This is a genomic window from Nonomuraea sp. NPDC050643, from assembly GCF_040654715.1.
Taxonomy (GTDB): domain Bacteria; phylum Actinomycetota; class Actinomycetes; order Streptosporangiales; family Streptosporangiaceae; genus Nonomuraea.
Window position 1 is genome coordinate 24,477 of the sequence record NZ_JBFAIM010000079.1, and the last position, 25,100, is coordinate 49,576.

21 protein-coding genes are annotated in these 25,100 nt (G+C 71.7%); 13 read left to right on the forward strand and 8 right to left on the reverse strand.

Features of this window, described 5'->3' with window-relative positions; all coding sequences use genetic code 11:
• Positions 1 to 1,173: a DUF6716 putative glycosyltransferase gene (locus tag AB0I15_RS56480; RefSeq protein ID WP_358116668.1), complete on the forward strand. Its 1,173-nt coding sequence runs from the start codon at positions 1 to 3 to the stop codon at positions 1,171 to 1,173.
• Here AB0I15_RS56480 and AB0I15_RS56485 read toward each other — a convergent pair.
• From AB0I15_RS56485 to AB0I15_RS56505, 5 genes are all read right to left on the reverse strand, one after another.
• Positions 1,157 to 2,392 carry a polysialyltransferase family glycosyltransferase gene (locus AB0I15_RS56485; protein ID WP_358116596.1) on the reverse strand — a complete coding sequence of 412 codons (1,236 nt, stop codon included), beginning with the start codon at positions 2,390 to 2,392 and terminating at the stop codon, positions 1,157 to 1,159. The genes AB0I15_RS56480 and AB0I15_RS56485 overlap by 17 nt on opposite strands.
• Positions 2,389 to 3,372 (reverse strand): glycosyltransferase family 2 protein, encoded by a 984-nt coding sequence (locus tag AB0I15_RS56490; RefSeq protein ID WP_358116599.1) that lies wholly within the window; start codon positions 3,370 to 3,372, stop codon positions 2,389 to 2,391. The genes AB0I15_RS56485 and AB0I15_RS56490 overlap by 4 nt, the downstream gene beginning before the upstream one ends.
• Positions 3,373 to 3,402: 30 nt before the next feature.
• A complete protein-coding gene (locus AB0I15_RS56495) occupies positions 3,403 to 5,439 on the reverse strand; it encodes an N-acetylneuraminate synthase family protein (RefSeq protein ID WP_358116602.1) in 2,037 nt (678 codons plus the stop codon).
• Positions 5,440 to 5,512: 73 nt separating this feature from the next.
• Positions 5,513 to 6,178 carry a response regulator gene (locus AB0I15_RS56500; protein WP_358116603.1) on the reverse strand — a complete coding sequence of 222 codons (666 nt, stop codon included), beginning with the start codon at positions 6,176 to 6,178 and terminating at the stop codon, positions 5,513 to 5,515.
• Positions 6,175 to 7,641 carry a sensor histidine kinase gene (locus tag AB0I15_RS56505; protein ID WP_358116604.1) on the reverse strand — a complete coding sequence of 489 codons (1,467 nt, stop codon included), beginning with the start codon at positions 7,639 to 7,641 and terminating at the stop codon, positions 6,175 to 6,177. Before AB0I15_RS56505 ends, AB0I15_RS56500 begins: the two co-directional genes overlap by 4 nt.
• Positions 7,642 to 7,788: 147 nt before the next feature.
• Here AB0I15_RS56505 and AB0I15_RS56510 point away from each other — a divergent pair, with 147 nt between their 5' ends.
• Positions 7,789 to 9,114 (forward strand): cation:dicarboxylase symporter family transporter, encoded by a 1,326-nt coding sequence (locus AB0I15_RS56510; protein ID WP_358116605.1) that lies wholly within the window; start codon positions 7,789 to 7,791, stop codon positions 9,112 to 9,114.
• A gap of 177 nt (positions 9,115 to 9,291) precedes the next feature.
• On the opposite strand, the gene AB0I15_RS56515 is transcribed toward AB0I15_RS56510, so the two are convergent.
• Together AB0I15_RS56515 and AB0I15_RS56520 are read right to left on the reverse strand one after the other, a co-directional pair.
• On the reverse strand, positions 9,292 to 10,635 hold the full coding sequence (locus tag AB0I15_RS56515) for a HAMP domain-containing sensor histidine kinase (protein WP_358116607.1): 1,344 nt from the start codon (positions 10,633 to 10,635) through the stop codon (positions 9,292 to 9,294).
• A gap of 64 nt (positions 10,636 to 10,699) precedes the next feature.
• Positions 10,700 to 12,193 (reverse strand): glycoside hydrolase family 13 protein, encoded by a 1,494-nt coding sequence (locus AB0I15_RS56520; protein ID WP_358116609.1) that lies wholly within the window; start codon positions 12,191 to 12,193, stop codon positions 10,700 to 10,702.
• A gap of 284 nt (positions 12,194 to 12,477) precedes the next feature.
• Here AB0I15_RS56520 and AB0I15_RS56525 point away from each other — a divergent pair, with 284 nt between their 5' ends.
• The 9 genes from AB0I15_RS56525 to AB0I15_RS56565 all read left to right on the forward strand — a co-directional run bounded on the left by AB0I15_RS56525 (position 12,478) and on the right by AB0I15_RS56565 (position 20,450).
• Positions 12,478 to 12,648 carry a hypothetical protein gene (locus tag AB0I15_RS56525; RefSeq protein ID WP_358116612.1) on the forward strand — a complete coding sequence of 57 codons (171 nt, stop codon included), beginning with the start codon at positions 12,478 to 12,480 and terminating at the stop codon, positions 12,646 to 12,648.
• Positions 12,645 to 13,484 (forward strand): sugar ABC transporter permease, encoded by an 840-nt coding sequence (locus AB0I15_RS56530; protein ID WP_358116614.1) that lies wholly within the window; start codon positions 12,645 to 12,647, stop codon positions 13,482 to 13,484. The genes AB0I15_RS56525 and AB0I15_RS56530 overlap by 4 nt, the downstream gene beginning before the upstream one ends.
• A gap of 5 nt (positions 13,485 to 13,489) precedes the next feature.
• Entirely contained in the window at positions 13,490 to 15,157 is a 1,668-nt protein-coding gene (locus AB0I15_RS56535) for a glycoside hydrolase family 13 protein (protein WP_358116616.1), read from the forward strand.
• A 59-nt stretch (positions 15,158 to 15,216) separates the two neighbouring features.
• A complete protein-coding gene (locus tag AB0I15_RS56540) occupies positions 15,217 to 16,479 on the forward strand; it encodes a right-handed parallel beta-helix repeat-containing protein (protein WP_358116617.1) in 1,263 nt (420 codons plus the stop codon).
• Positions 16,480 to 16,563: 84 nt separating this feature from the next.
• Positions 16,564 to 18,036 (forward strand): hypothetical protein, encoded by a 1,473-nt coding sequence (locus AB0I15_RS56545; RefSeq protein ID WP_358116619.1) that lies wholly within the window; start codon positions 16,564 to 16,566, stop codon positions 18,034 to 18,036.
• Positions 18,033 to 19,163, forward strand: a complete 1,131-nt coding sequence (locus tag AB0I15_RS56550) for a hypothetical protein (protein ID WP_358116620.1) — start codon at positions 18,033 to 18,035, stop codon at positions 19,161 to 19,163. Before AB0I15_RS56545 ends, AB0I15_RS56550 begins: the two co-directional genes overlap by 4 nt.
• Positions 19,103 to 19,657, forward strand: coding sequence for a hypothetical protein (locus tag AB0I15_RS56555; RefSeq protein ID WP_358116622.1), 555 nt, complete (start codon positions 19,103 to 19,105; stop codon positions 19,655 to 19,657). Before AB0I15_RS56550 ends, AB0I15_RS56555 begins: the two co-directional genes overlap by 61 nt.
• Positions 19,658 to 19,662: 5 nt before the next feature.
• Positions 19,663 to 19,971 carry a hypothetical protein gene (locus AB0I15_RS56560; protein WP_358116625.1) on the forward strand — a complete coding sequence of 103 codons (309 nt, stop codon included), beginning with the start codon at positions 19,663 to 19,665 and terminating at the stop codon, positions 19,969 to 19,971.
• Positions 19,972 to 20,045: 74 nt separating this feature from the next.
• Positions 20,046 to 20,450, forward strand: a complete 405-nt coding sequence (locus AB0I15_RS56565) for a VOC family protein (RefSeq protein ID WP_358116628.1) — start codon at positions 20,046 to 20,048, stop codon at positions 20,448 to 20,450.
• A 51-nt stretch (positions 20,451 to 20,501) separates the two neighbouring features.
• On the opposite strand, the gene AB0I15_RS56570 is transcribed toward AB0I15_RS56565, so the two are convergent.
• The gene (locus AB0I15_RS56570; RefSeq protein ID WP_358116629.1) at positions 20,502 to 21,038 is read right to left on the reverse strand and encodes a WHG domain-containing protein; all 537 of its coding nucleotides are present in this window, start codon (positions 21,036 to 21,038) and stop codon (positions 20,502 to 20,504) included.
• 82 nt (positions 21,039 to 21,120) lie between these two features.
• Between AB0I15_RS56570 and AB0I15_RS56575 the strand changes: the two genes are divergently transcribed.
• Positions 21,121 to 24,234 (forward strand): cytochrome P450, encoded by a 3,114-nt coding sequence (locus AB0I15_RS56575; RefSeq protein WP_358116631.1) that lies wholly within the window; start codon positions 21,121 to 21,123, stop codon positions 24,232 to 24,234.
• 218 nt (positions 24,235 to 24,452) lie between these two features.
• Complete coding sequence (locus AB0I15_RS56580; protein WP_358116634.1) at positions 24,453 to 25,061, forward strand: ACT domain-containing protein; 609 nt, start codon at positions 24,453 to 24,455, stop codon at positions 25,059 to 25,061.
• The last annotated feature ends 39 nt before the right edge of the window (positions 25,062 to 25,100 follow it).

Below are 25,100 nucleotides of genomic sequence, written 5' to 3' on the forward strand. Positions count from 1 at the left end.
GTGTTGGCGGTCGCCGACTCCGACTCGTATCTGAAATGGGCGGCCTGCCTGCTCGGTGACCTGCCCGCGGGCTGTGTGACGGAGCTGGTCGTGGTGCGTACGCCGATCGCGCCCTCACCCGAGCAGATCGCCGCGGCGGTGAAAGAGCGGACGGGCGAGGGGGAACCCCCGCCGGTGCTGTCGGCGCGGTCCGTGCGGCGGCTGGCCGAGCGCACGCGGCCCGACGTGATCCTCCTGGCCTGTACGGGGCCGGTCGTGGACGTGCTCGTGGCCGAGGTGCTCGACGGGCTGCGCCCGCGGCCGGTGTTCGTCAGCGGGCTGCCGGGCATCTCCGTCCCGGCCACGGAGAAGGCGTGGGTGTTCCGCAGCGGCTGCGACCTGTTCGTGGTGCACAGCGAGCGCGAGGCGGCCGAGTTCTCCTCGATCGCGGCCCGGCTCGGCGGGGGCGGGGCGGTGGGCCTGGCCAGGCTGCCGTTCCTGCGCCCCGAGAGCGTCGCCCAGGGCGGCAACCGGGTGGTGTTCGCCACGCAGGCCAAGGTGCCGCGCGAGCGGGAGCAGCGCGAGCGCGTCCTGCTCGCGCTGGCCGAGCTGGCCGGGCGCAGGCCCGACCTGGACGTGGTGGTCAAGCTGCGCGCGCTGGAGGACGAGCGGCAGACGCACAACGAGCGCCACCACTACCAGCGGCTGTGGCGGGAGATGGGCGAGCCGGGCCGGCTGGCGTTCGAGGCGGGGTCGATGCACGACCAGCTCGCGCGGGCGGCCGGGTTCGTCACGGTGAGCTCGACGGCGGCGCTGGAGGCGATCGCGCTGGACGTGCCGTCGCTGGTGCTGAGCGACTTCGGCGTCAGCGCCGAGATGATCAACCTGGTGTTCGAGGGCAGCGACCTGCTGGGCACGCTGGAGGAGCTGGCCGAGGGCGGCTTCCGTACGGCGTCGCAAGCGTGGTGCGCGGCCAACTACTTCCACCCGGCCGAGCGGAACGACTGGGCGGGGCTGCTGGCCGGGCTGGTGATCGCCCGGCCGCGGGCGGCCGCGAGGTCGCTGCTCGACGGGCCCGAGCACGCCGCGGCGCGGCGCAGGGCCCGGCTCCGCGTGGAGGTCCCGCCGAAGATGCTGCGGGTGGGATACCGGGCCAAGCGCCGCATGCGCCGCTATCTCAGATCGCTGACCTGATCTTCCTGCGGATCCTGGACAGGGCGCTGGGCTTGTCGGCGAAGCCCAGCGTCTCCAGGCGCTTGCGCTTGAAATAGCGCGGGTCGAACGTGATGCTCGCCGGCCGCAGCTCCGGATACGTGTCGGCCTGCATGCAGTAGCCGACCGAGCGCACGAGGCCGGGCAGGTCCACGGCGGGCGGCTGGTCGATGTGGCCTTCGGCCGACAACCGGGGCAGCAGCGCGTCCACGATCGTGACGGGGATCCGGTTGCTGTTCTCGTACGGCGCCAGCCGCTCGAGCACCAGCTCGGTCCCGTACGAGGCCACCTTCAGCCCGAAGTAGCGCCGGGCCGTGACCAGCCCCGTGGAGAAGCAGCCCACGACCAGCTCCGGCCGCAGCGCCGCGAAGCACACCTCGGCCGGCACGCTCTCCCCGGCCACCGCGAGCTTGACGCCCAGGGGCCCGGCCGCGGCGCGCAGGAGCTGGGCGTGCCGCCGCCCGGCGGCCGGGTGCGGCTTGAACACGACGCTGGTGTGCCCGCGGGCGGCCAGCGCCTTGAGCATGGTCTCGTGCAGCCCGGCCTCCTCCTCCGGCGTGACGATCTCCAGCGCCGACAGGTACTGGCCGAGGATGATCGCCTGCCCGGGAAGCGTGTCGGGGGCGGTGGCGGTGACCTCGTGCACGATCGACAGGAAGCGCTCGTCGGGCAGGATCTCGGGGGCGACGCCGTACTCGCTGAGCAGCAGCGGCGTCAGCCCCGGCACCAGGTCCAGGTGGATGAGCCGGGTGATGCGGCGGAAGATCTCCGCGGGCAGCGGGTCGCGGGTGGGGCCGTAGCTCATGAGCCCGTCGGAGTAGACCGTGATGGGGCAGTCGCGGACGAGCCCGGCGATCGTCCGGGCCGGAGGCACCGCGATCGACTCCAGCACCAGTTCCTCGACCTGGTCCAGCCCCCAGTGGGAGCGGATGAGGCGCTCGGTCATGGGCACCTCGATGACCCGCGCCCGCCAGTCCGACGGGTGCAGCGGCGCGATGAGCTCGTTCCACGAGTGGATCTCGTCGAAGCGGGAGCGCAGCACGGCGAAGCCGGGCGTCTTGTCCAGCGGCATGGCCACCTCGGGGATGGCCGCGTTGTTCGAGACGATGAGCACGCGGCGGCCGTCACCGAAGCGGCCGTCGTCGATGGCGGCCGCCAGCGACATCGCTCCGAACAGCGTCGAGGCGTAGAAGACCTTCACGATGTCTCCTCCCGGTCGCGGCGGACCCGGACGTGCGGGCTGGGGGGCAGATCGGGCACGAGGGCGCGCAGCGTGGTCTCGCGTTCGACGGACATCCGCGCCACCGACTCGGCCACCAGCCGCGGCGGCAGGCTCCGCACCATCTGCGCGCCCCGCTCCTCGAAGCGGGCGCGCAGCGCCGGTGTGAACCGGTCGGCGATCTCCAGGTGGTGGGCGAGCAGCGCGCAGAAGTTCCGCGCCGCCTTGGGCAGGAACTCCGGCTCGAGGTCCTTGAAGACCAGCTCGAACGCGTCGAAGAAGTGGAGCTGGCGCTCGTCGCCGACCTGCGTCAGCGACCCGGACACGAGCCGCCGGTAGAACAGCCCGGCCAGCGACACCACCGCGAACGTGGCGGCCTCGCGGTGCAGCCGCCAGATCCACGGCCGGTCCTCGGCGGTGTGCAGCGACCCGGGGAAGTGCAGCAGGTCGCGCAGGGAGCGCCGGTAGATGCCGGCCCACGCGTACGGGTAGTCGACCATGGTCCGCATGCCCGCGGGCAGGATGGCGTCGCGAGGATCGAGCACCGCGCCCCGCCGCGCCAGCGGTGCGCGGTGCACGACCCGTTTACGGCCCTCCACCTGGACGTGGTCGGCGCGCACGAAGTCGCAGCCGAGCCCGTCGATGGCCTCGACGAGCCGTGTCAGGTAGCCGGGGGCGAGCCAGTCGTCGGCGTCCATGAACGTGACGTACCGGCCGGTCGCGGCCGACAGGCCCGTGTTGCGCGCGTCCGCCAGCCCGACGGGGGAGGGGTTGCGCAACACGGTGAGCCCGGGGAGCTCGCGGACGAAGTCGTCCGCGATGTCCCCTGTGGCGTCCGTGGACCCGTCGTTCACGACGATGAACTCGAAGTCGCGCCGGGCGTTGCGGCAGAGCGAGGTGAGCGCGTCGGCGATGTACCGCTCGCCGTTCAGCACCGGCACGACGACCGAGAGCGTGATCAATGTGGGATTCTCCTGGGGGGTACGGACGGTCTAGACGGTCACCCGGCGCAGGCGGGCCTTCGGGGCCTCCTCGCCGGGGAAGACGCGCTTGACGCCGTCGCCCATGGCCTGCTCGATGATGCGGATGTCGCGTACCAGGTGTTCGAGGCCGGAGGGCTCCAGCGAGGCCGCGTGGTCGGAGCCCCACATGGTGCGGTCGAGCGTGATGTGCCGCTCCACGCAGACCGCGCCGAGCGTGACCGCCGCCAGCGAGATCTGCAGGCCGCGCTCGTGGCCGGAGTAGCCGACGGGGACGCCGTAGCGCTCCTTGAGCGTGGTGATCGTGCGCAGGTTCGCCTCCTCGGGAGGCAGCGGGTACGTGGACGTCGCGTGCATCATGATCAGCTTGCCGGTGCCGAGGATCTCGACGGCCTGGTCGATCTCCGACAGCGTGGACATGCCGGTCGACAGGATGATCGGCTTGCCGGTGGCGGCCAGGACGCGCAGCAGCTCGTGGTCGGCGACGCTGGCCGAGGCCACCTTGTGCACCAGGACGTCCATCTCCTCCAGGAACTCCACGGAGGGCACGTCCCACGGCGAGGCGAACCAGTGCAGCCCGCGCTCGTCACAGTATTTCGCGATCTGGCGGTACTCGTCGCGGCCGAACTCGGTCCGCTCCTTGTACTCCAGGTAGGTCATCTCGCCCCACGGCGTCTGCCGGATCTGGCCCTTCTGCTCCTCGGGCACGCAGATCGCGGGAGTGCGCTTCTGGAACTTGACCGCCTGGCAGCCGGCCTCGGCCGCCACGTCGATGAGCTGCCTGGCCAGGTCGAGGTCGCCGTTGTGGTTGATGCCGATCTCGCCGATGACGTACACGGGCTCGCCGTGGCCGACCAGGACGTCACCGATCGCCACGGGGCCGAAGTGCGGCCGGACGCGGATCTCGGCGACCGGCGGCTCGGGCCGGGCGGCGACGACGCGGTCGCACAGCTCGCGCACCGCGCCGGACCCGCCGGCGCTGGTCAGCACCACGCGGGCGGCGGCGCGCACGCGCGGGTGGGCGTCGGGCGTGGCGATGGGCCAGCCGACCTCGCCCATCGGGCCCAGGTCGTTGACGTCGTTGCCGACGTAGGCCACGCGGGCCGGGTCGAGGCCCTCGATGGTGAGCCAGTCGCGCAGCACGGTGCGCTTCTCCGCCAGGCCCTGCAGCACGGGCACGCCCAGCTTGCGGGCGCGGGCGGCCACCACCGGGTTGTGCTCGGTGGACATGATCAGCACCTTCACGCCGGAGCGCTTCAGCAGCGAGACGCCCATCCCGTCGGAGCGGCTGACCAGCACCATCTCGCGGCCGTCGGAGTCGACGTAGGCGCGGTCGTCGGTGTGCACGCCGTCGAAGTCGGTGATGACGGCGTCCACGTCGATCGGCTCGGGCGTGTCCACGAACGGGGCGAGCGCGCGTACGAGCTCCAGGTCCTCCGGGTTGTCGATCTCCATGGCGTGCTGCGCCGGCACCGGCTGCACGGCGACCTCGCCGAAGAAGCGGTGGCCGTGCGCGCGCAGGCCCGCGGTGCGCATGACGTAGAAGGCGCCGTTCTCGCGGAACTGGGGCTCACGGTCCTGCCGGCGCTGCCGGACGGCCGGGTCGTGGTTGATCCCGCCCCCGGCCGCGGTCCAGAGGAACTCATGCGTCGGCAGGCCGGACACCACGGAGTCGGCCTCGCCGTCGAGCACCATGCGCACCGCGGCGGAGAGGTTCTCGGGGTCGATGAACGCGCTCGTGCACTGCACGAGCACGACGACCTCGGGGTCCTCACCGAGCGTGTCCAGCGCGTGCAGCACGGCGGACTCGCTGGAGGCGGTGGCGCCGCTCAGCTCCTCGGGGCGCTGCACCACGATCGCGCCCGCCTGCCTGGCGGTCTCGGCGATCCCGTCGTGGTCGGTGCTGACCACGACCTGGTCCACGAGCTCGGCGCGCAGGGACGCGCGCACCGCCCTGGTGACCAGCGGGACGCCCCCGACCAGGGCGAGGTTCTTCAGGGGTACGCCCGCCGAACCTCCGCGGGCGGGAACTACGGCCAGGACTCGCAAGGTGTGTCTCCTCAGTGCATCGGATTGCACCCAGAAGCTAGAGGGCTGGATTGAACGGCCAGCGTCACCGTCATTAACTTTCCATGGGGATCCGGTAGAGCAACTCTGGCCGGCCCACTCCGCCGTACTGGGGAATGCGGACCGCCGTACCCCTTTCGACCAGGTATTCCAGGTAGCGGCGGGCCGTCACACGGGACACTCCGATCGCGTCCGCCACACCCTGCGCGGCCATCCCGTGCGGGTGCTCGCGAAGCTGCGCGGCCACGCTGTCGAGGGTGTCCTTGGCCATGCCTTTGGGCAGCTCCGAGCTGCCGCGCAGGGTGCCGAGCACCCGGTCCACGTCGCCCTGCCCGACGGCCAGCCCCGCCTCCTCCTTGAACCGGGCGTAACGCGTGAGCTTCTCGGCGAGTGTCGCGTACGTGAACGGTTTGAGCAGGTATTGGGAGATTCCGAGCGACACCGCTGAACGGACCATGGCCAGGTCGCGCGCGGAGGTGACGGCGATGACGTCGCACATGAGGCCGCCAGCGCGCACCGCCCGGCACACCTCCAGGCCGTGCATGTCGGGCAGGTACAGGTCGAGCAGGATGAGGTCGACGGGCCGGCGGCGCAGGAACCGCAGCGCCTCGCCGCCCGACCTGACCACCCCGGCCACCTCGAAGCCGGGCACGCGCTCGACGTAGATGCGGTTGGCCTCGGCGGTGATCTCCTCGTCCTCGACCACCAGTACGGAGATCATCGCGCCGGCTCCGGCACGGGCAGGCGGACGGTGAACGCCGAGCCCGCCACCTCGATGCTGCCGCCCAGCCGCCGCACCGCCTGCCCCACCAGGGCCAGCCCGAGCCCGCGCCCGTCGCCCTTGGTCGTCCAGCCCTTCTCGAACGCCGCCGTGTCGGCCGGCCCCGGCCCGTCGTCGGACACCCGGATCAGGACGCCCGCCTCGTCGGCGCGCAGGTGCACCTCCACGCGGGTGGCCGCGTCGATGGCGTTGTCGATCAGGTTGCCCACGATCGTGACCAGCTCGCGCGGGTCGAGGCCCAGGTCGTCGAGCTCGCTGTCCTGGGTGAGGACCAGCTCGCCGCCGCGCTCGGCCGCCTCGGCGGTCTTGCCCAGCAGCAGCGCCGCCAGCACCGGCTCGCGGACCGCGCCCACCACCCGGTCGGTCAGCTCCTGCGCGGCCCGCAGCTCGGCCGTGCCCAGGGCCACCGCCTGCTCGGTACGGCCCAGCTCCACCAGCGTGATGACCGTGTGCAGCCGGTTGGCCGCCTCGTGCGCGGCCGAGCGCAGCGAGTCGGCGAAGCCGCGCTCGGCGTCGAGCTGGCCGGTCAGCGCCTGCAGCTCGGTGTGGTCGCGTACGGTGACGACCGTGCCCAGCCGGCTGGCCGCGCTGTTGACCGCGAGCACCCGTTCGCCGACCAGGTGGACCCGCTCCTCGTCGTCGGCGAGCACCTCCGCCAGGCCCAGCTCGCCCACGTGCCGGCCCTCGGCGTCGGCGGGCAGGCCGAGCAGCAGCCGGGCCGCGTCGTTGCACAGCGTCAGCGTGCCGTCCCTGCCGACCAGCAGCAGGCCCTCCCTGACCGCGTGCAGGACGGCGTCGTGGTGCTCGTGGATGCGGCCCAGCTCGACCGGGCCCAGGCCGTGCGTCTGGCGGCGCAGCCGCGCGGTCACCAGCCACGTCCCGGCCGCGCCCAGGGAGAGTGCGACCGCCACGAGCAGCCCGGCCCAGGCGAGCTGGTCGCGCAGTCTGGCGCTGATCTTGTCGACCGTGATGCCGGCGCTGACCAGCGCCGGTATCCGGCCGCCGGCCACGACCGGCGTCACCGCCCGCTCGGACGGGCCGAGCGTGCCGGTGTAGGTCTCGGTGAACGTCTCGCCCGCCAGCGCCCGCTCGGTGTGCCCGCGGAACCGCTTGCCGATCTCGGCCCGGTTCGGGTGGGTGTAGCGGGTGCCGTCCGGCTTCATGATGGTGACGAAGTCGACCCCCGTGGCCAGGCGCACCCGCTCCGCGTACGGCTGCAGCCGCGCGCTCGGGTCCGCGTCGTCGATGGCGTCCAGCACGTCGGGGGAGGCCGCCACGCTGACCGCGACGGCGACGGCCGTGCGGTCGGCCTCCTCGGTGAGCAGCTCGTGGGCCTGCACCAGCGCGAGCGCCGCGCCGCCCGCCACCGTGACGACGACCACGAGCAGCTGCAGGACCAGCATCTGTCCCGCCAGGCTCCAGCTCCGCATCCGGCACCCCCCGTCTGACATCTCCCGTGAACGAAACTTACGCAATGGTGACCTGCATCACGTGTGAGGCGCATAGTCGCACAACGAGAAGGTCCCTCAAAAACCGCCGGAGACCCCCCTATGCGTGATCGCACCCGTTATCTGTACCTGGCCGTCATCGTGGCGGTCCTGCTCGGCATCATGGTCGGGTTCATCTGGCCCGACGTCGGCAAGGAGCTCAAGCCCCTCGGCACCGGGTTCGTGGCCCTGATCCAGATGGTGATCGGCCCCATCATCTTCTGCACGATCGTGCTCGGAGTCGGGTCGGTCCGGCAGGCGGCCCAGGTCGGCAAGGTGGGCGGGCTGGCCCTAGGGTACTTCATCGCCATGTCCACGGTCGCGCTGGTGATCGGCCTGGTCGTGGGCAACCTCATCGACCCGGGCGCGGGGCTGCAGATCTCCGACACCGCCCGGCAGGCCGCGGTGGCCGAGGCGGCCAAGGGCGAGGCGTCCAGCACGGTCGACTTCGTGCTGGGCATCATCCCCGAGACGGTGGTCTCGGCGCTGACCGACGGCTCGGTGCTGCAGGCGCTGCTCGTGGCGCTGCTGACCGGGTTCGCGCTGCAGGCGATGGGCCCCAAGGGCGCGCCGATCCTGCGCGGGGTGGAGCACCTGCAGCGGCTCGTGTTCCGGATCCTCGCCATGATCATGTGGGCCGCTCCGGTGGGCGCGTTCGGCGCGATCGCCGCCGTGGTGGGCGCCACCGGCATCGAGGCGCTCAAGAGCCTGGCGATCATCATGATCGCCTTCTACGTGACCTGCGTGCTGTTCGTCGGCGTCGTGCTCGGCACGGTCCTGTGGCTGGTCGCCCGGATCAACCTGTGGTCGCTGCTGCGCTACCTGGGCCGCGAGTTCCTGCTCATCCTGTCCACCTCGTCGTCCGAGACGGCCCTGCCCCGGCTCATCGCCAAGATGGAGCACCTGGGCGTGAGCAAGACCGTGGCCGGCATCACGGTGCCGACCGGCTACTCCTTCAACCTCGACGGCACCGCGATCTACCTGACGATGGCCACGCTGTTCATCGCCACGGCCACCGGGTCGCCGCTGGAGTTCGGCGAGCAGCTCGCGCTGCTGCTGTTCATGATGATCGCGTCCAAGGGCGCGGCGGGCGTGACGGGCGCCGGCCTGGCCACGCTGGCCGGCGGCCTGCAGGCGCACCGGCCGGAGCTGGTCGACGGCGTCGGCCTCATCGTGGGCATCGACCGCTTCATGTCCGAGGCCCGCGCGCTGACGAACTTCGCCGGCAACGCCGTGGCCACCGTGCTGGTCGGCACCTGGACCGGCGAGTTCGACCGGGAACGCGCCGGCCAGGTGCTGGCCGGGCAGGCTCCGTTCGACGAGGCCACGCTGCTGGACGACGACGATGAGCCCCAGGCCGAACGGGAGAAGGAGATGTCGCCCGCCTAGGGATCGCGGCCAGGCCCGGCGGGGTGAGCTCGAAGTCGCCGAAGAAGGCGGCGATCTCCCCGCCGGGCCGCGGCGTGAACCAGCGTTGGCCACCACGCGGCCCCGGGGGCGTGGCGGTGGGCCACCTCGCGCACGTTCTCCGCGCCGGCGGGCCCGACCCCGGACGCCCCGCCCGCTTCAGACCGCCGGAAGGCGCAGGACGAATCGGGCGCCACCCTCGCAGTCCTCCACGCAGATCTGGCCGCGGTGCGCCATCGCCACGTCCCGCGCGATGGCCAGGCCCAGCCCCGTGCCGCCGGTGTCGCGGCTGCGGGCGGCGTCCAGGCGGGTGAAGCGCTCGAAGATGCGATCGCGGTCCTCCGCGGAGATCTCCACGCCGTCGTTCTCGACCGCCAGCACGGCCGTCTCGCCGCCCTCCAAGGTCACCGTGACCAGGACGCGGCTCTCGGCGTGCCGCTGGGCGTTGTCGAGCAGGTTCGTCAGCACCCTGGCGAGCTGGACCCGTACGCCCTCGACCGCCACGCCCTCGGCCAGTTCGGCCCGCACGGGCACCTTGTCGTTGCGCACGGCCAGCTCCTGGCGGACGAGCCCGGCCAGGTCGATGCGCTCCCTGGCCACGTCCACCCGGGAGCCGATCCGGGCCAGCAGCAGCAGGTCCGTGATGATGGCCTCCAGCCGGTCGGTGTCGCGCAGCGCGCCCTCCACCAGCGCCCGCACGTCGGTCTCCTCCGGATAGAGCTGGGCGCTCTCGAGCTGGGCGCGCAGCCCGGCGATGGGCGTGCGCAGCTCGTGCGAGGCGTCGGAGGCGAACTGGCGCTGTTGCTCGGCCGAGCGTTCCAGGCGGGCCAGCGTGCTGTTGACGGAACGGGCGAGCTGGGCCACCTCGTCGTCACCCGGCGGCTGCGCGACGCGGTGGCTCAGGTCGCCGGCGTGCACGGCGTCCAGCTCGGCCCGCAGGGTCGCCACCGGCCGCAGCGCCCGGCCGGTCACCAGCCACGTCGCCCACGCGGCCAGCGCGACGAGGAGGGCGATCTCCGAGAACACGATGGTCTCGAGGGCGCGGGTGTCGAGCACGCTGGGCGTGCTGCGGCCCGCGTAGACGATGGGCGAGTCGGCCGACATCGTCACCTTGACCGCCGACAGGTACACGCACTCGGTCGGCAGGCAGTTCGTCGTGCTGACGACCTGGTCCTCCGACGTGGGACGCACGTCGGAGAGCGGCGGCAGGTTCCTGGCCCCGTCGCTGGCGGCCAGGAAGCGCCCGTCGGGCCCGACGACCTGGATCAGGTCCACGGTCGGGTCGGTCACCGGGATGGCGGCGCCCATGGGCAGCGTGCCGCCGCGCATCTCGTACGCGATCCGTTCGGCGGTGTTCCGGGTGTCGGCGAACACGCTGGCCGCGACCAGGGACCTCGACACGGTCACCCCGCCGATGCCCACGGGGATCAGCACGAGGGCGGCTACGGCCGTCGCGATGAGCGTGACGCGTGCGCGCAGGGACCTGGCCCACCAGGGTGCCACCCCCTGAGGTTACCGAGGGTGATCGCCATGATTTGTCGGGTTAAGGGAAAGGTTCGCCCAATCGTCAGCGTTGCAGCCAGACCGTGGTGTCCGGCGGGAGCGTGCCGTCGCCGGGCAGCGGGCCGCTGGACAGCAGCGTGTGCCCGGCCACGCCGAGGGCCACCGGCTCCTCGCCCGTGTTGAGCATCACCACCAGCCCGGGGTCGCGCTCGATGGCCAGCACGTCCTTGGGAGAGTCGAGCCAGGTCAGCGTGCCGCCGCCGAGGGCTGGGTGCGCCTTGCGCAGCCTGAGCGCCGCGCGGTAGAGGTTCAGCGTGGAGGCGGGGTCGTTCTCCTGGGCCTCGGCCGACAGCGCCGTCCACGCGGCGGGCATCGGCAGCCACGGGTTCCGCCAGCCCATGTCGCCCGAGGCGGTCCACGGGATCGGCACCCGGCAGCCGTCGCGGCTCTGGCCGCGGCGCCGGAACGCCGGGTCCTGGCGCAGCTCGTCGGGCAGGTCGAGCACCTCGGGCAGCCCCAGCTCCTCGCCGTTGTAGAGGTAGGCCGAGCCGGGCAGGGCCAGCATGAGCAGCGTGGCCGCGCGGGCGCGGGCCAGGCCGCCGTGGCGGGTGACGTGGCGGGGCTTGTCGTGGTTCGACAGCACCCACGTGGTGGGCGCGCCGACCAGCTCGGCCTCCTTCAGCGACTTCTCGATCACGGTACGGAACGACTTGGCGTGGAAGTCGGCCATCATGAACTCGAAGTTGAACGCCTGGTGCAGCTCGTCCGGGCCCACATAGCGGGCCAGCCGCTCCGGCGACGACACCCACGCCTCGGCCACGGCCATCCGGCCGCCCGGGTAGGAGTCGAGGATCGGCCGCCACTCGCGGTAGATGTCGTGCACGCCGTCCTGGTCGAAGTAGGGCACCTGCTCGTCACCGAGCATCTCGGCCTGCGGGCCGTCCTTCTGCCCCACGTCGGGCAGGCCGTCGGCCTTGACCATGCCGTGCGCCACGTCGATCCGGAAGCCGTCCACGCCCCGGTCGAGCCAGAAGCGCAGGATGTCGCGGAACTCGGCGCGCACCTCCGGGTTGTCCCAGTTGAGGTCGGGCTGCTCGGGCGCGAACAGGTGCAGGTACCACTGCCCGTCCTCGACCTGCGTCCACGCCGGGCCGCCGAAGATCGACTCCCAGTCGTTGGGGCGGTCGCGGAAGACGTACCGGTCGCGCAGCCCGGCCTTGAACCAGGCGTGCTGGTCGGAGGAGTGGTTCGGGACCAGGTCCACGATGACCCGGACGCCCTTGGCGTGCGCGTCGGCGACGAGCGCGTCGAAGTCGGCCAGCGAGCCGAACATGGGGTCCACGTCCCGGTAGTCGGCCACGTCGTAGCCGCCGTCGGCCATCGGCGAGGTGTAGAACGGGCTCAGCCAGATGGCGTCCACGCCCAGCTCGGCGAGGTAGTCCAGGCGGACGCGCACGCCCTCGAGGTCTCCCGTGCCGTCGCCGTCGGCGTCGGCGAAACTGCGCGGATAGACCTGGTAAACGACGGCGTCACGCCACCAGTCGTCGTTGCCGAGCATGGGTGTCCTTCCCGCTGATGGCCCGAGATGTCGGGTGATGTCCTGGTGAAGGATGTCGCGATCGCCCATCATGGTCAAGCGCAAGTTTCGGAAAGTTGCAAATCTTCCCGAAAGCCGGGGAATCGAGGTAGTCGCGAGGTCAGGGGGCCGGGGCGGGGTGGTGATCGGGTAAATCTCTTTCGCAAGTTCTTCCAATTCTTGCAAAGAGCCGCTAACGTCCCGGAAACGTTCGGCCTACTTCTTCGGCGGCGGCGCACGGGCCGTTCCCCGCCGGCAGCCCCCAGGTGGGGGCCACCGACCTGCTCATCACCTACACGTTCAGGCTGGCCTTCGGCGCGGGCGGCGCGCAGTTCGGGTTCGCGGCGGCGATCTCGGTGTTCATCTTCGCGATCGTGGCGCTCATCTCGGCCGTCGCGTTCCGCCGCACCCGCAGGCAGGAGGAGGTCTACTCATGAGGATGGCGCTCCGGCACGTCTTCGTGCTCGTGATGTGCGCGTTCGCGCTGTTCCCGATCGTGCTCGTGGTCTCCGCCGCGATCAACCCCATGGGCACGCTGGCCTCCACCGACCTGCTGCCGTCGGGCGCGAGCCTGAACAACCTCGTCAACCTGCTGACCTCCGACACCTACCCGTTCGGCCGGTGGTTCTTCAACTCGGTGTTCATCGCGCTGATGGCCTCGTTCGCGAGCCTGCTGCTGTCGATGTTCGCCGCGTACGCCTTCAGCCGCATGCGCTTCGCCGGCCGCCGCGCCGGGCTGCTGGCGCTGCTGCTCATCCAGATGTTCCCGCAGTTCCTGGCCATCGTGACGATCTTCATGATCTTCACCGAGGTCACCGAGCGCTACCCGGCCTTCGGCTTCAACACCGTGTGGGGCCTGGTGCTGCTCTACCTCGGCGGCGCGCTCGGCGTGAACACCTGGCTGATGAAGGGCTTCCTCGACACCGTGCCCAAAGAGCTGGACGAGGCCGCCACCGTGGACGGGGCCACGCACGCGCAGATCTTCTGGCGGATCATCATGCCGCTGGTCACGCCCATCCTGGCGGTCACCGCGCTGCTGGCCTTCATCGGCACGATGAGCGAGTTCCTCATGGCCAACGTGTTCCTGCGCGACCCCGAGAGCAAGACCCTCGCCGTCGGCATGTACGGCATGATCGCCGGCGACCACCGCAACGCGAACTTCGGCATGTTCGCCGCGGCCACGCTGCTCACCGCCATTCCGACCGTCGGTGTGTTCCTCTGGTTGCAGAAGCACATCGTCTCCGGCCTGACCGCCGGAGCCGTCAAGGGATAGGTGCATTGCGTTATCTGGGGGAGCCGCACCACGACGGCTCGGCTCTGTACGTCTCCGACCAGGCGCCCGCGCTCGGCTCACGGGTGACGCTCTGGCTGCGGGCGCCGCCGGCCGCCGGCGTCACGGGCGTGCACGTGCGCAACGTGCACGACGGCGAGCCGCGCTACCTCCCGGCGGCCGTGGACGGCACCCGCCGGGACGCGGGCGGGTACGGCGGCACCGACGTCTGGTGGCGAGCCGAGATCACCGCGGTCAACCCCGTCACCCCGTACCGCTTCCTGCTGCACACCCGCGGCGGCCAGGCGTGGCTGACCGCGGCCGGGACCGCCGCGCGCGACCTGCCCGACCTGCCCGACTGGGCGCTGCCGCGCGACTGGGACCGCGACCCCGTCATCCCCAGCGGCCCCGGCACCTCGCGGCAGCTCTACGGCGGCGACCTCGACGGCGTCGTCCGGCGGCTCGACCACATCCAGAGCCTCGGCGCCGACACCGTCTACCTGACGCCGATCTTCCCGGCCCGCTCCAACCACCGCTACAACGCCTCCACCTTCGAGCACGTCGACCCGCTGCTCGGCGGCGACGCGGCCCTGCACCGCTTGTCGGCCGCGCTGCACGGGCGCGGCATGCGGCTGCTCGGCGACCTCACCACCAACCACTGCGGCGACACGCACGAGTGGTTCACCGCCGCCGTGTCCGACGTCAACGCCGTCGAACGCGAGATGTTCTACTTCGACCCCGACACCGGCGACTACGAGTCCTGGTGGGGTGTCAAGACGCTGCCCAAGCTCAACTGGGGCAGCGAGCTCGTGCGTTCGAGCATGCGGGCGGTGCTGAAGAAGTGGCTCGGCCCGCTCGACGGCTGGCGCGTCGACGTGGCCAACATGACCGGCAGGCGCGCGGGCGACGACCACAACCACGAGGTCGCCGCCCTGCTGCGGGCCGAGCTCGGGCCCGAGGCCGCCCTCATCGCCGAGCACAACCACGACGCCTCGGCCGACCTCGACCGCGACGGCTGGCACGGCACCATGAACTACGGCGGCTTCACCCGGCCCGTCTGGGCCTGGCTGCGCGGTCCCGAGCTGGACCTGGAGCACTTCCTCGGCGTGCCGGGCGGCGTGCCCGAGCGCGACGGCACGGCCACGCTGGCCACGTTCCGGGCGTTCGGCTCGCGGATGTCGTGGCGCTCGCTCGTGCACTCCTGGCACCTGCTCGACTCCCACGACTCGCCTCGCGTACGCACCGTCACCGGCTCGCGCGAGCGCCACCTGCTCGCGCTGGGCCTGCAGGCCACGCTGCCGGGCACGCCCATGGTCTTCGCCGGCAGCGAGTTCGGCCTGACCGGCGTGAACGGCGAGCACTCCCGCACCCCGATGCCCTGGAACCGGCCCCACGACCAGGACCTTGAGACGCTGGCCGGCCACCGCGAGCTGCTCGGGCTGCGCCGGGCCGAGCCCGCCCTGCGTCGCGGCGGCCTGCGCTGGCTGCACGCCGACGCGGACTGCCTGGTCTTCGCGCGCGAGACGTACGAGGAGTCGATCCTCGTGTGCGTACGCCGCGCGCCCGGCGAGCCGCTGCCGATCGGCGCCCACGCCACCGCCCTATACCACGCCCAGGACGGCGACGTCATCCCGGGTGATGGACCTTCGTTGCGTCTCTGGCGTCTCACGCGTTGACCACGCTACGGTTGCCTCTGCCCAGAATTCAGTATTCAACTAGATAGTGGTGTGCCCGCATGAGGTTGCTCTCCGTAGCCGTTCTGGCCTCGTTCCTGCCTGCCGTGCCGTCCGCCGCCCTCGCCCAGAGCGGCGCTCAAGCGGGCACCACCTACTACGTCGACTCGAAGGCGGGAGACGACGGCGCGGCCGGAACCAGCGCCGCCACCGCCTGGAAGTCGCTCGACAACGTCAACGCCGCCGAGCTCAAGCCGGGCGACACCGTCAGCTTCAAGCGCGGCAGCCGCTTCACCGGCCCGCTCACGCTGGCCGCCAAGGGCACCGCCGCCAAGCCCATCGTCGTCCAGGCCTATGGCACCGGCGCCCTCGCCAGGATCAGCGGCGGTGAGAACGACTGCGTGGTGGTCAACGGCAACCACTGGCGCGTCAGCGGCCTGCGCGCCTCCGGCTGCCGCTGGGCCGGGTTCGAGGTCGGCGGCGACTCCAACGAGCTGATCGGCGTACAGGCCGACCGCAACATCGCCGGCGTGCACGTCACGCCGTCCGGCTCCCGCAACACCGTCCGCGACAGCGTCCTGACCGACAACAACAAGATGAGCGTCAACGACGACGGCGGCGACAACGACTCCGGCGCCTTCGGCGTGCTCCTCAACGGCGACGACAACGTGGTCACCGGCAACACCATCTCCGGCAGCTTCGCCAAGAGCGCCGACTACGGCATGGACGGCGCCGCCGTCGAGATCTTCGGCGGCGACCGCAACGTGGTCACCCACAACACCTCCAGGAACAACGAGACGTTCACCGAGCTCGGCGCGAAGAAGGGCAGCACCGCCACCGGCAACGTCTTCGCCTTCAACGTCGTCACCTCCTCCCACAGCCGCGGCTCCTTCCTCATCACCCGCGGCCCCCGTCACATCGTGGGCCCCGTCAAGGGCACGATCGCCGCGCACAACTCGGTCTACCTGCCGGCCAGGAACACCATCGGCTGGTCCTGCCACGACGGCTGCTCGCCCTCGATCCTGAAGTTGCGCAACAACGCGATCGTGGTCGGCGGCGAGTCCGGCTGGGAGGACGGCAAGGGCGCCGACGAGGCGGGCAGCGTCTACAAGGGCCGCAAGGCCAGGTTCAAGCTCGGGCCGAAGTCCGTGATGGCCGACCCCAAGTTCGTCTCCCGTACGGACCTGCGCCTGCGTCCCGGCTCCCCGGCGCTCGACCGCGGCGTGCCCCTCGGCCCGCAGTGGTACGGCGGCAAATCCTTCGCCAAAGACGCCGCCGGCAAGCCCCTGCCCGCCACTCCGGACGCCGGCGCCTACCAATACTGACGGGCACGCCTTTTTCTCGCTCATGCCGCTTGGGCATGAGCGGGAATTGACGACGTGGGCTCTCCGACTCCGAGAAAATCCACGGTGCGCGTCGCGATTATCGTGGCCCTCGTGGCGGTGCTCGCCGCGACCGTGCGCGTGGTGTGGACCGTCATCGACAACAGCGCGCAAACGTGGCGGAGCGGCGCGCCGCACGAGGAGTTGCTCGGCGTGAGCGACGGCGGCGTCTTCTTCAACGACGCCGCCGAAGAACCCGACGCGGGCCGCAAGGCCATCATCAACCGGATCAACCGGATCCAGGAGAAGATCCAGCGCGAAAACCAGCGGGTCGCCCAGGCCGGCCCCTACGTCAAGGCCGTCCTGCTGATGCCGCTCACCGTCTCCGCGGGCGCGTCCTCGGCCATCACCCTGGAGCAGATCGAGCACGCGCTCCAGGGCTCCTACACCGCGCTGGTGCGGGCCAACACCACGACCAACTTCGGCGACTACAAGCAGGTCGGGCTGCAGTTGCTGCTCGCCAACCAGGGCAGCAGGCAAGACGTCGGCGACCGGCTGTCCGGCAAGGTGCTGGGCGTTTCGGAGGAGCGGCACCCGCTCGTGGGCGTGGTCGGGCTCGGCTCCAGCGTGCCGAACACCGAGACGATGGTCCGGCGGCTCGGCGCCGCGGGCATCCCGATGGTCAGCGCCATCACCTCGGCCGACAGCCTGACCGGCCTGCCCAATTTCTGGAGTGTTTCGCCCAGCAATCTGCAATACGCGCAGGCGTTACGGCACTATCTGGACGCCCGCAAAACCCTCAAATCGGCCATCGTGGTCTACGATCGCAATCGCGATCCGTATACCAATTCGCTGTTCACGGCATTCGGCAAGGAACTCCGTGGATACCTGAAATTCCCCGACCTTTCGTATGTGGGCGCCACCCTCGACCAGCCGGCCGCCACCAATCTCTTCGCCGCCGTGGTCACCAATCTCTGCACCGCCGTCAATTTCCGGGAGAATCCCCTCGACACCGTCCTGTACGCCGGGCGCGGCGCCGACTTCGTCTACTTCGCCCATGCGCTGGAGAACCGGCAGTGCAAGAACGTCCCGCTGACCGTGCTGGCCGCGGCGACCGGGTTCGCCTCCACCGACATCTACCGCCAGGTGCTGAAGAACGGCAACGTCACCGTCATCTACGCCACCTCCGCCGACGCGGCGAGCTGGGAGAGGCAGACGTCCGAGCCGCCCGCCGGATTCGCCGACTTCGCCACGGCCTACCAGCGGCAGGGCTTCGCCACGAAAGAGCTGAACGACGGCATGGCCATCGCGCACCACGACGCGCTCGCCGCCCTGGCCGCCGCCGCCCGGCTGGGACCGGCGGTGCCCACGCCGGCCGACGTGGCGCCCCAGTTCGGCAACCTCGTGCTGGCCTACGCCGTGCGCGGCGCCTCGGGTGGGCTCGGCTTCCCCAGCCAGGCCGGGGGCCGGGCCGTGGGCCGGGTCATCCCCATCAAGCAACTCGGCGAGGACGAGCTGAAGGACCCGCCGAAGGACTGGAAGCCGTTCCGCGTCTCATGAACGTCTTCGACGAGGCGCGCGACGCGGCGGTGGCGGCCACCCTGAAGGAGGCGCACGCCCAGGGCGCGCAGCCGTCCGTCGGCGAACTGCGCGCCACGCTGGAGCGCGAGCGCGACTCCCTGATGAGCGGCCTCGGCGACGACTACCGGAGGGTCGCGGCCCGGGTGCCCGCCGGCGGACGGTGGCTGGGCGCGGCCCGCGCGGCCGTCCTGCTGGCGTGCGCGGGCGTCACCGCCGCCGCGTGCCTGCTCTACGGCCGCACCACCGTGAGCGGGACGGGCCTGACCTCCGGCGGCGGCTCGCCGCTGCCGGCCGCGGGACTCGCGCTGCTCGTGCTGCTCGCGGCGGCGCTGGTGGTGCTCGGGGCGGCGTGGCTGCTGTCGCCGCCCGACCCCGGCAGCGGCGGCCCGCCGGACGCGGCGTTCCTGGCCGCCGCCGCGCTGGCCGGCCTGGTCACGACGGGCGGGCTGACCTTCCTGACCTACCCGGCGGGCCCCGGCTGGGCGGCGCTCGCCCTCCTGCCGGCGGCCGGCGCGTGGGCCCTGGCGTTCACCGCCCCCGTGCGCACGTGGTGGCTGAGCCTGGCGCGTCCGCGCGCCGCCGCCAGAGACCGGGAGCAGCTCGCGGTGCTGCGCCGGCTGGGGCGCGAGGCGGTGGTCGAGACCATGCGGCAGCTCCTGCGCCCGCACATCGAGGCCGCGGCCGAGCGCCCGACCTCGACCCGGCTCTCGGTCCAGGGCACGCTCAGCCTGAAGCGGGCCCGTGGCGAGGGCCACGTCAGCACGCCCGCCGAGCGGCGGCTCACCGTGGCGGCCGAGGGCATGGACGACGGCAGCATCGCCCTGTCCGGGCCGCGCGGGGTCGGCAAGACCGAGCTGCTGACGACGTACTGCGAGGATCCGGTGCGGCTGAGCGTCGTCGTGGTCGCCCCCGTCCTGTACGAGCGCCGCGACTTCGCCCTGCACCTGTTCGCCGAGCTGTGCAAGCGCGTGATCGAGGACGGCCCCCGCCCCCTGCGCCGGCCGGCGGGCCAGCACCTGCGGCAGATCGGATATCTGCAGACGAGGTGGTCAGGGTCGAGCCGCTGGGCCAGGAGGACGCCGGCCGGCTGCTGGCCTCCCGGGTGATCGGGCTGCCGGCGGCGTTCACGGGCCTGTTCAACGCGCTGGCCGGCGGCATCCCGCGCGACCTGCTGCGCATCGCCAGGGCGGCGATCCTGTTCGCCGAGCGGCCGTACGCCGAGGAGTTGCCCGCCACGGCGCGCCGGCTCGTGGCCCGCGAGCTGGCCAGGATCGCCGGCAGCGGCGACGGCCGGATCCCGCCCGGCGTGCTCGGGCTCCTCCAGGAGGAGCCGCGGATCGAGTACGGTCGCCTGCGCGAGCTGGGGGAGCAGGTCACCGACCTGACCATCGCCAACCGGCTGTTCTTCCTCGACACGGTCCTGGGCGTCTTCTCTCCGGGGCTGGACGCGCCACGCATCCAGGAGGCGCTGCGCGAGCATTCCTTCACCACGCTGGCCAGGGCGGGCAGCCGCATCGGCAGCGCCGACCACCAGGCCAGAGACGCGCTGTGCCGTATCAGGAGGCGCTGGGGCCTGCGGGCCCTCGACGCCCTAGAGTGAACGGCGTGCTTGAAGACGACCTCCGCCGGCCGCTGGTGCGGCAGCTCGCCGACTCCGAATCCGCCCGGCACTACTGGCACATGGGCGACGAGGACGGGCGGGCCTGGCTGTTCGAGAGCGTCGAGGGCGACGGCGAGCACTGGGCGGTCCGGCAGGTCGAGGTGGGCGCCGACCGGGCGGCCCGCCGCTACTGGTGGCGGCGGCTGCAGGACGAGCACGGGTTCTTGTCCGACCAGCCGCTGGAGATCTGGGAGCTGACCGAGATCACGCCGGAGACGTTCGAGGCGGTCTGGGAGGCCACCGACCCCGACTGAACGCCGATCCGGGTGTCGAATTCGGGGCCGGCCGATCGACGCGTTCACGACGACCCAAGGAAAGGGAGCGGACCGTGGATGGGAGACTCGAAGTGATACCCGTGCCGGTGGCGGACGTGGAGCGCGCGAAGCACTTCTACAGCGAGCAGCTCGGATTCGTCGTGGACCACGACACCCAGATCAGCCCCGGCGTACGCGTCGTGCAGCTCACCCCGCGCGGGTCCGCCTGCTCGGTCGTCATCGGGGCGCCCACGGGCACCTCCCCGGGCGCCGTGCAGGGGCTGCAGCTCGTGGTGGCCGACGTCGACGCCGCCAGGGCCGAGCTGGCCGGGCGCGGCGTCGAGGTCAGCGACGTGCGGCACTACGAGCAGGACGGCACCCTGGCCGACGGCAGGGGCGGCCGGTGGAACTCGTTCGTCTTCTTCAACGACCTCGACGGCAACGGCTGGATCCTGCAGGAGGCTCCCGGCGATGAGTGAGCCCGGACTGACCGCGGGGCCGGGGAGGATCGCTCATCCCGGGCCCGGCGGTCAGCCGGACGACAGTCCCGCCAGGCCGTGGACGATCAGCTCGATCGCCGTGTCGAAGGTGCGGTCGATCTCCTCCTGGCCGTCGGGCAGATGCCCCTGTGTCTCGGCGATGACGAAGCCCGTCACGAACGCGTGCAGCACGTCGCTCGTCCGCCGCAGCTCCGGCTCGGGCACCCCGGCCAGGCGCAGGATGCGATAGAGGGCCTGCCAGAGCGCCAGCTTGCGGTCCGCGATGGCCTCCGGATGGTTGTGGACGTAGGTCCACATGGCCGGATGCGCTCGCGCGTGGTCCCGGTAGGACAGTGCCATGGCCCTGACCTGCTCCTGCCAGGGCGAGCCGTCGTCGGGCGGCAGGTGCATGCGCGCGGCCGTCGTGGCGCAGATCAGCTCGATCAGCGCCTCCTTGCTCTTCACGTGGTGATAGAGCGACATCGGGTTGACGTCCAGCTCGGCCGCCAGCTTGCGCATGGACAGGCCCTCCACGCCGCCTTCGTCCATCAGACGCGTCGCCGTGGAGCTGATCTCTTCGAGGCTCAAGGGTGCACCCCTGCGCGCGCTCACTGCCATACGCCGTATGGTAGCGTCCGCCATACGGTGTATGGCTACGTAAGGAGCACTCATGGCACGGATCCCCGCCCCGCAGGGCCTGCCGATCCTGGGCAACACCCTGCAGATCCCCGCGCATGCGCCGATCGAGCACTTCGCGGAGGTGGCCACCCGCTACGAGGAGGGCCTCTTCCAGCTCGAGATCGCCGGGCGCAGCATCGTGGTGGCGTACGACCCGGACCTGGTCGCGGAGGTGTGCGACGAGAGCAGGTTCATCAAGCGCATCAACCCGCCGCTGTCCATCGTGCGTGACTTCGCCGGCGACGGCCTGTTCACGGCCGAGCTGCACGAGCCGGTCTGGGGCCAGGCGCACCGCATCCTGATGCCGGCCTTCAGCCAGCGCTCGATGAAGGCCTACTATCCGCAGTTCCTGGAGGTCGGCGAGCAGCTCGTCGAGTCGTGGGCGGGTCGCCAGGGGGAGGACCTGCCCGTCGCCGACGACATGACGCGGCTGACGCTGGACACGATCTCGCTCACCGGCTTCGGCTACCGGTTCAACTCCTTCGACGCGCCCGAGCTGCACCCGTTCCTGCAGGCCATGGGCGGCGCGCTGACCGAGGCCATGCTGCGCAACCAGCAGTTGCCGTTCGTCACCAAGCTGCGGCGCAAGCAGGAGGCGGGCTACCGGCGCGACATCGCCACCATGCAGGCGCTCGTCGACGACGTGATCAGGCAGCGCCGGGCCGAGGGCGGTGGCGGCACCAAGGACCTGCTGGGGCTGATGCTGGAGGCGTCCGACCCGCAGACCGGCGGCCGCCTGTCGGACGAGAACATCCGCAACCAGGTGCTCACCTTCCTCATCGCCGGCCACGAGACCACCAGCGGCCTGCTCTCCTTCGCGCTGTACAACCTGCTGCGCGAGCCGCACACCCTGGCCCGCGCGTACGACGAGGTGGACCGGCTGCTGCCGGGCGACGAGCCGCCGACGTACGAGCAGATCATGAAGCTGGACGTCATCCCGCGCATCCTGGAGGAGACGCTGCGGGTCTGGTCCCCGATCCCCGCCTTCGCCGTGAACGCCATCGAGGACACCCTGCTCGGCGGACGTTTCCCCATCCCCCAAGGCCAGGCCGTCCTGGTGCTGCTGCCGACCCTGCACCGCAGCCCCAAGGCGTGGGAGCGGCCGGAGGAGTTCGACATCGACCGCTGGCTGCCGGAGAACAAGAAGGACCACCACCCGGGCGCGTACAAGCCGTTCGGCAACGGCGAACGGGCCTGCATCGGTCGCCAGTTCGCGCTCACCGAGGCCCGGCTGGCGCTGGCGATGATCCTGCGGCGCTTCGCGCTGTCGGACCCGAACGTGTACCGGATGAAGATCAAGCAGATGCTGACGCTCAAGCCCGACGGGTTCACGCTCAGGGTCCGCGAGCGGCGCGCCCACGAGCGGGCCGTGGTGACCGAGCAGCCGGAGCAGGAGAGTGAGCAGCACGACATCGCCGTCACCGGCGTCCCGCTCACCGTCGCGTACGGCTCCAACCTCGGCACCAGCGCCGACATCGCCGAGCGCCTGGCCGAGCGGGCCGGCCGGTCCGGCTTCGCCACCACGCTGACCACGCTCGACGAGCTGACCCCGCCCGCCGCGGGCCTGCTCGTCGTGGTCGCCTCCTCCTACAACGGCAAGGCCCCCGACAACGCCCAGCGCTTCGACGCCCTGGAGGGCCTGCCCGACCTGTCCGGGGTGCGGCTGGCCGTGCTGGGCTGCGGGAACACGCAGTGGCCGACGTACCAGGACTTTCCGCGGCGGGCGTTCGAGAAGCTGACCGCCGCCGGGGCCGTGCCGCTCATCGAGCGGGGCGAGGCCGACACGGACGGCGACTTCGACGGCGACGTGACCCTGTGGACGTCCCGGCTGTGGGCGGCGCTGGCCGAGGAGTACAGCGCGTCCGCGGCGAGCGCCGGGCCGCGTTACGAGATGGAGGTGCTCACCGAGGCCGAGGTGCGGCCCTCAGTCGTCTCCGAGCGGGCCTTCCCGCTGACCGTCGTGTCCAACGAGGAGCTGACCGGCGACCCCGAGGGCCTCTGGGACTTCTCGATCGAGGCGCCCCGCCCCGGCGCGCGCTCCATCGTGGCCCGGCTGCCCGAGGGCGTGACGTACTCGGCCGGCGACCACGTGGCCGTCTTCGCCAAGAACGACCCGGAGCTGGTGGAGTGGGCGCTGCGCTGCCTGCGCGTCCCCCGCGACCAGGTCGTACGGCTGCGCGCCGCCGGCGCCACCCATCTGCCTGTGGACACGCCCGTCACGGCCGGTCTGCTGCTGACCGAGTTCGCCGAGCTGCAGGAGGTGACCACCCGGTCCGACCTGGAGGCCCTGGCCGCGCACACCGCCTGCCCGTGGACCACGGGCCGGCTCGCCGAGCTGACCGCGAACTACGCCGACGAGATCCTGGCCAAGCGCGTGTCCCCGCTGGCCCTGCTCGAGCGCTTCCCGGCGATCGAGCTGCCGTTGCCGGCGTTCCTGGAGATGGCCGGGCCGATCAAGCCGCGCTACTACTCCGTCTCCTCCTCGCCGCTGGCCGGCCCCGGCCTGGTCCGGCTCACCGTCGGCCTCGTCGAGGGCCCGGCCTGGTCCGGCGCCGGCACCTACCAGGGCATGTGCTCGGCCTACCTGGCGGGCCTGAAGGAGGGCGAGGCGTTCTACGGCTACGTCCGGGTGCCCGCCCCGCCGTTCCGGCTGCCGCGGGACCCGGCCACGCCGGTGATCCTCGTCGGCCCCGGCACCGGGTTCGCCCCGCTGCGCGGCTTTCTCGAGGAGCGCGCGCTGGCCGGCGCGACCGGGCGGGCCGAGGTGTTCACCGGCTGCCGCCACCCCGAGCACGACCTGCTGTACGCCGACGAGCTGGCCTCCTGGGGCGCGGCCGACGGGGTGAACGTGACCCACGCGTACTCGGCCGTGGCGGGGCACCCGTACCGGTTCGTCCAGGACGCCGTGGCCGCCCGCGCCGACGCGGTGTGGGAGCTGCTCGAACAGGGCGCCCACGTGTACGTCTGCGGCGACGGCCTGCGGATGGCCCCCGCCGTCCGGCAGGCGCTGCTCGATCTGCACCGGGACCGGACGGGTGAGGACGGGGCCGCCTGGCTGGCCGGGCTGGAGGCCGCGGGGCGCTACCAGCAGGACGTGTTCGCCTAGCTGGGTCGAAGGGGGCCCGATGAGGGGGAGGGTCCGGAGACGGGTACGGACATTGGGACAGACCGCACGATGACCTGGGGAAAACCGCAACAGCCCGTTGTCGACAATCCGGACTTAACCCTTCATCCTGGGATATAACCGCAGCATGTGCGACATATCCGTGGAACATGCTGGAAACCTTTCCACGGCACTGTGGAGCCTCGGGAAAGGGGGCGGTTATGCTGCTGCGTTTGAGGGTGTCGCTGCCGGACCGGCCGGGCGGTCTGGGGCAGGTGGCCAAGGCGCTGGGCGCGCTTGGCGCCGACATTCTGCAGGTCACCGTGCTCGAACGCGAGGCCGGGCGGGCGGTTGACGACTTCACCGTCTCCTGGCCCGGGCTCGTGACGGCGGGGGAGGCGACCGACCGGCTGTCGGCCGTGCCGGGCGTGCGGATCGAGGGGGTCTGGTCCACCAAGGACGTGCCGGGGTCCGCGCCCGACTACGACCTGCTCATGCACGTGGCCGCCGAGCCCGCCCGGGGGTTCGCCACGCTGGTGGACGCGCTGCCCGCCCTGTGCGGGGCCGAGTGGTCGGTGGCGGTGGCCGACGGCGCCGTACGGCATGCCTCGATGGCGGCCCCCGACAAGCTCAACCTGCCCGAGCCGCCGCCCAGGGCCATCTGCGTGGACGCCGAGAAGCTGCGGCTGATGCTGCTGCCCGTGGTGGCGGCCGGGCTGCACGTGGTGGTGGCCCGCGAGGAGGGGCCGCTGTTCCACCGCGCCGAGGTGGAGCGCGCCGCCCGCATCGTGGACGTGGTCTCGAAACTGGCGGCCCGCGCCCATGGGTGATTGACCGAACAATCATCTGGTCACTAACGTGAACGGTCT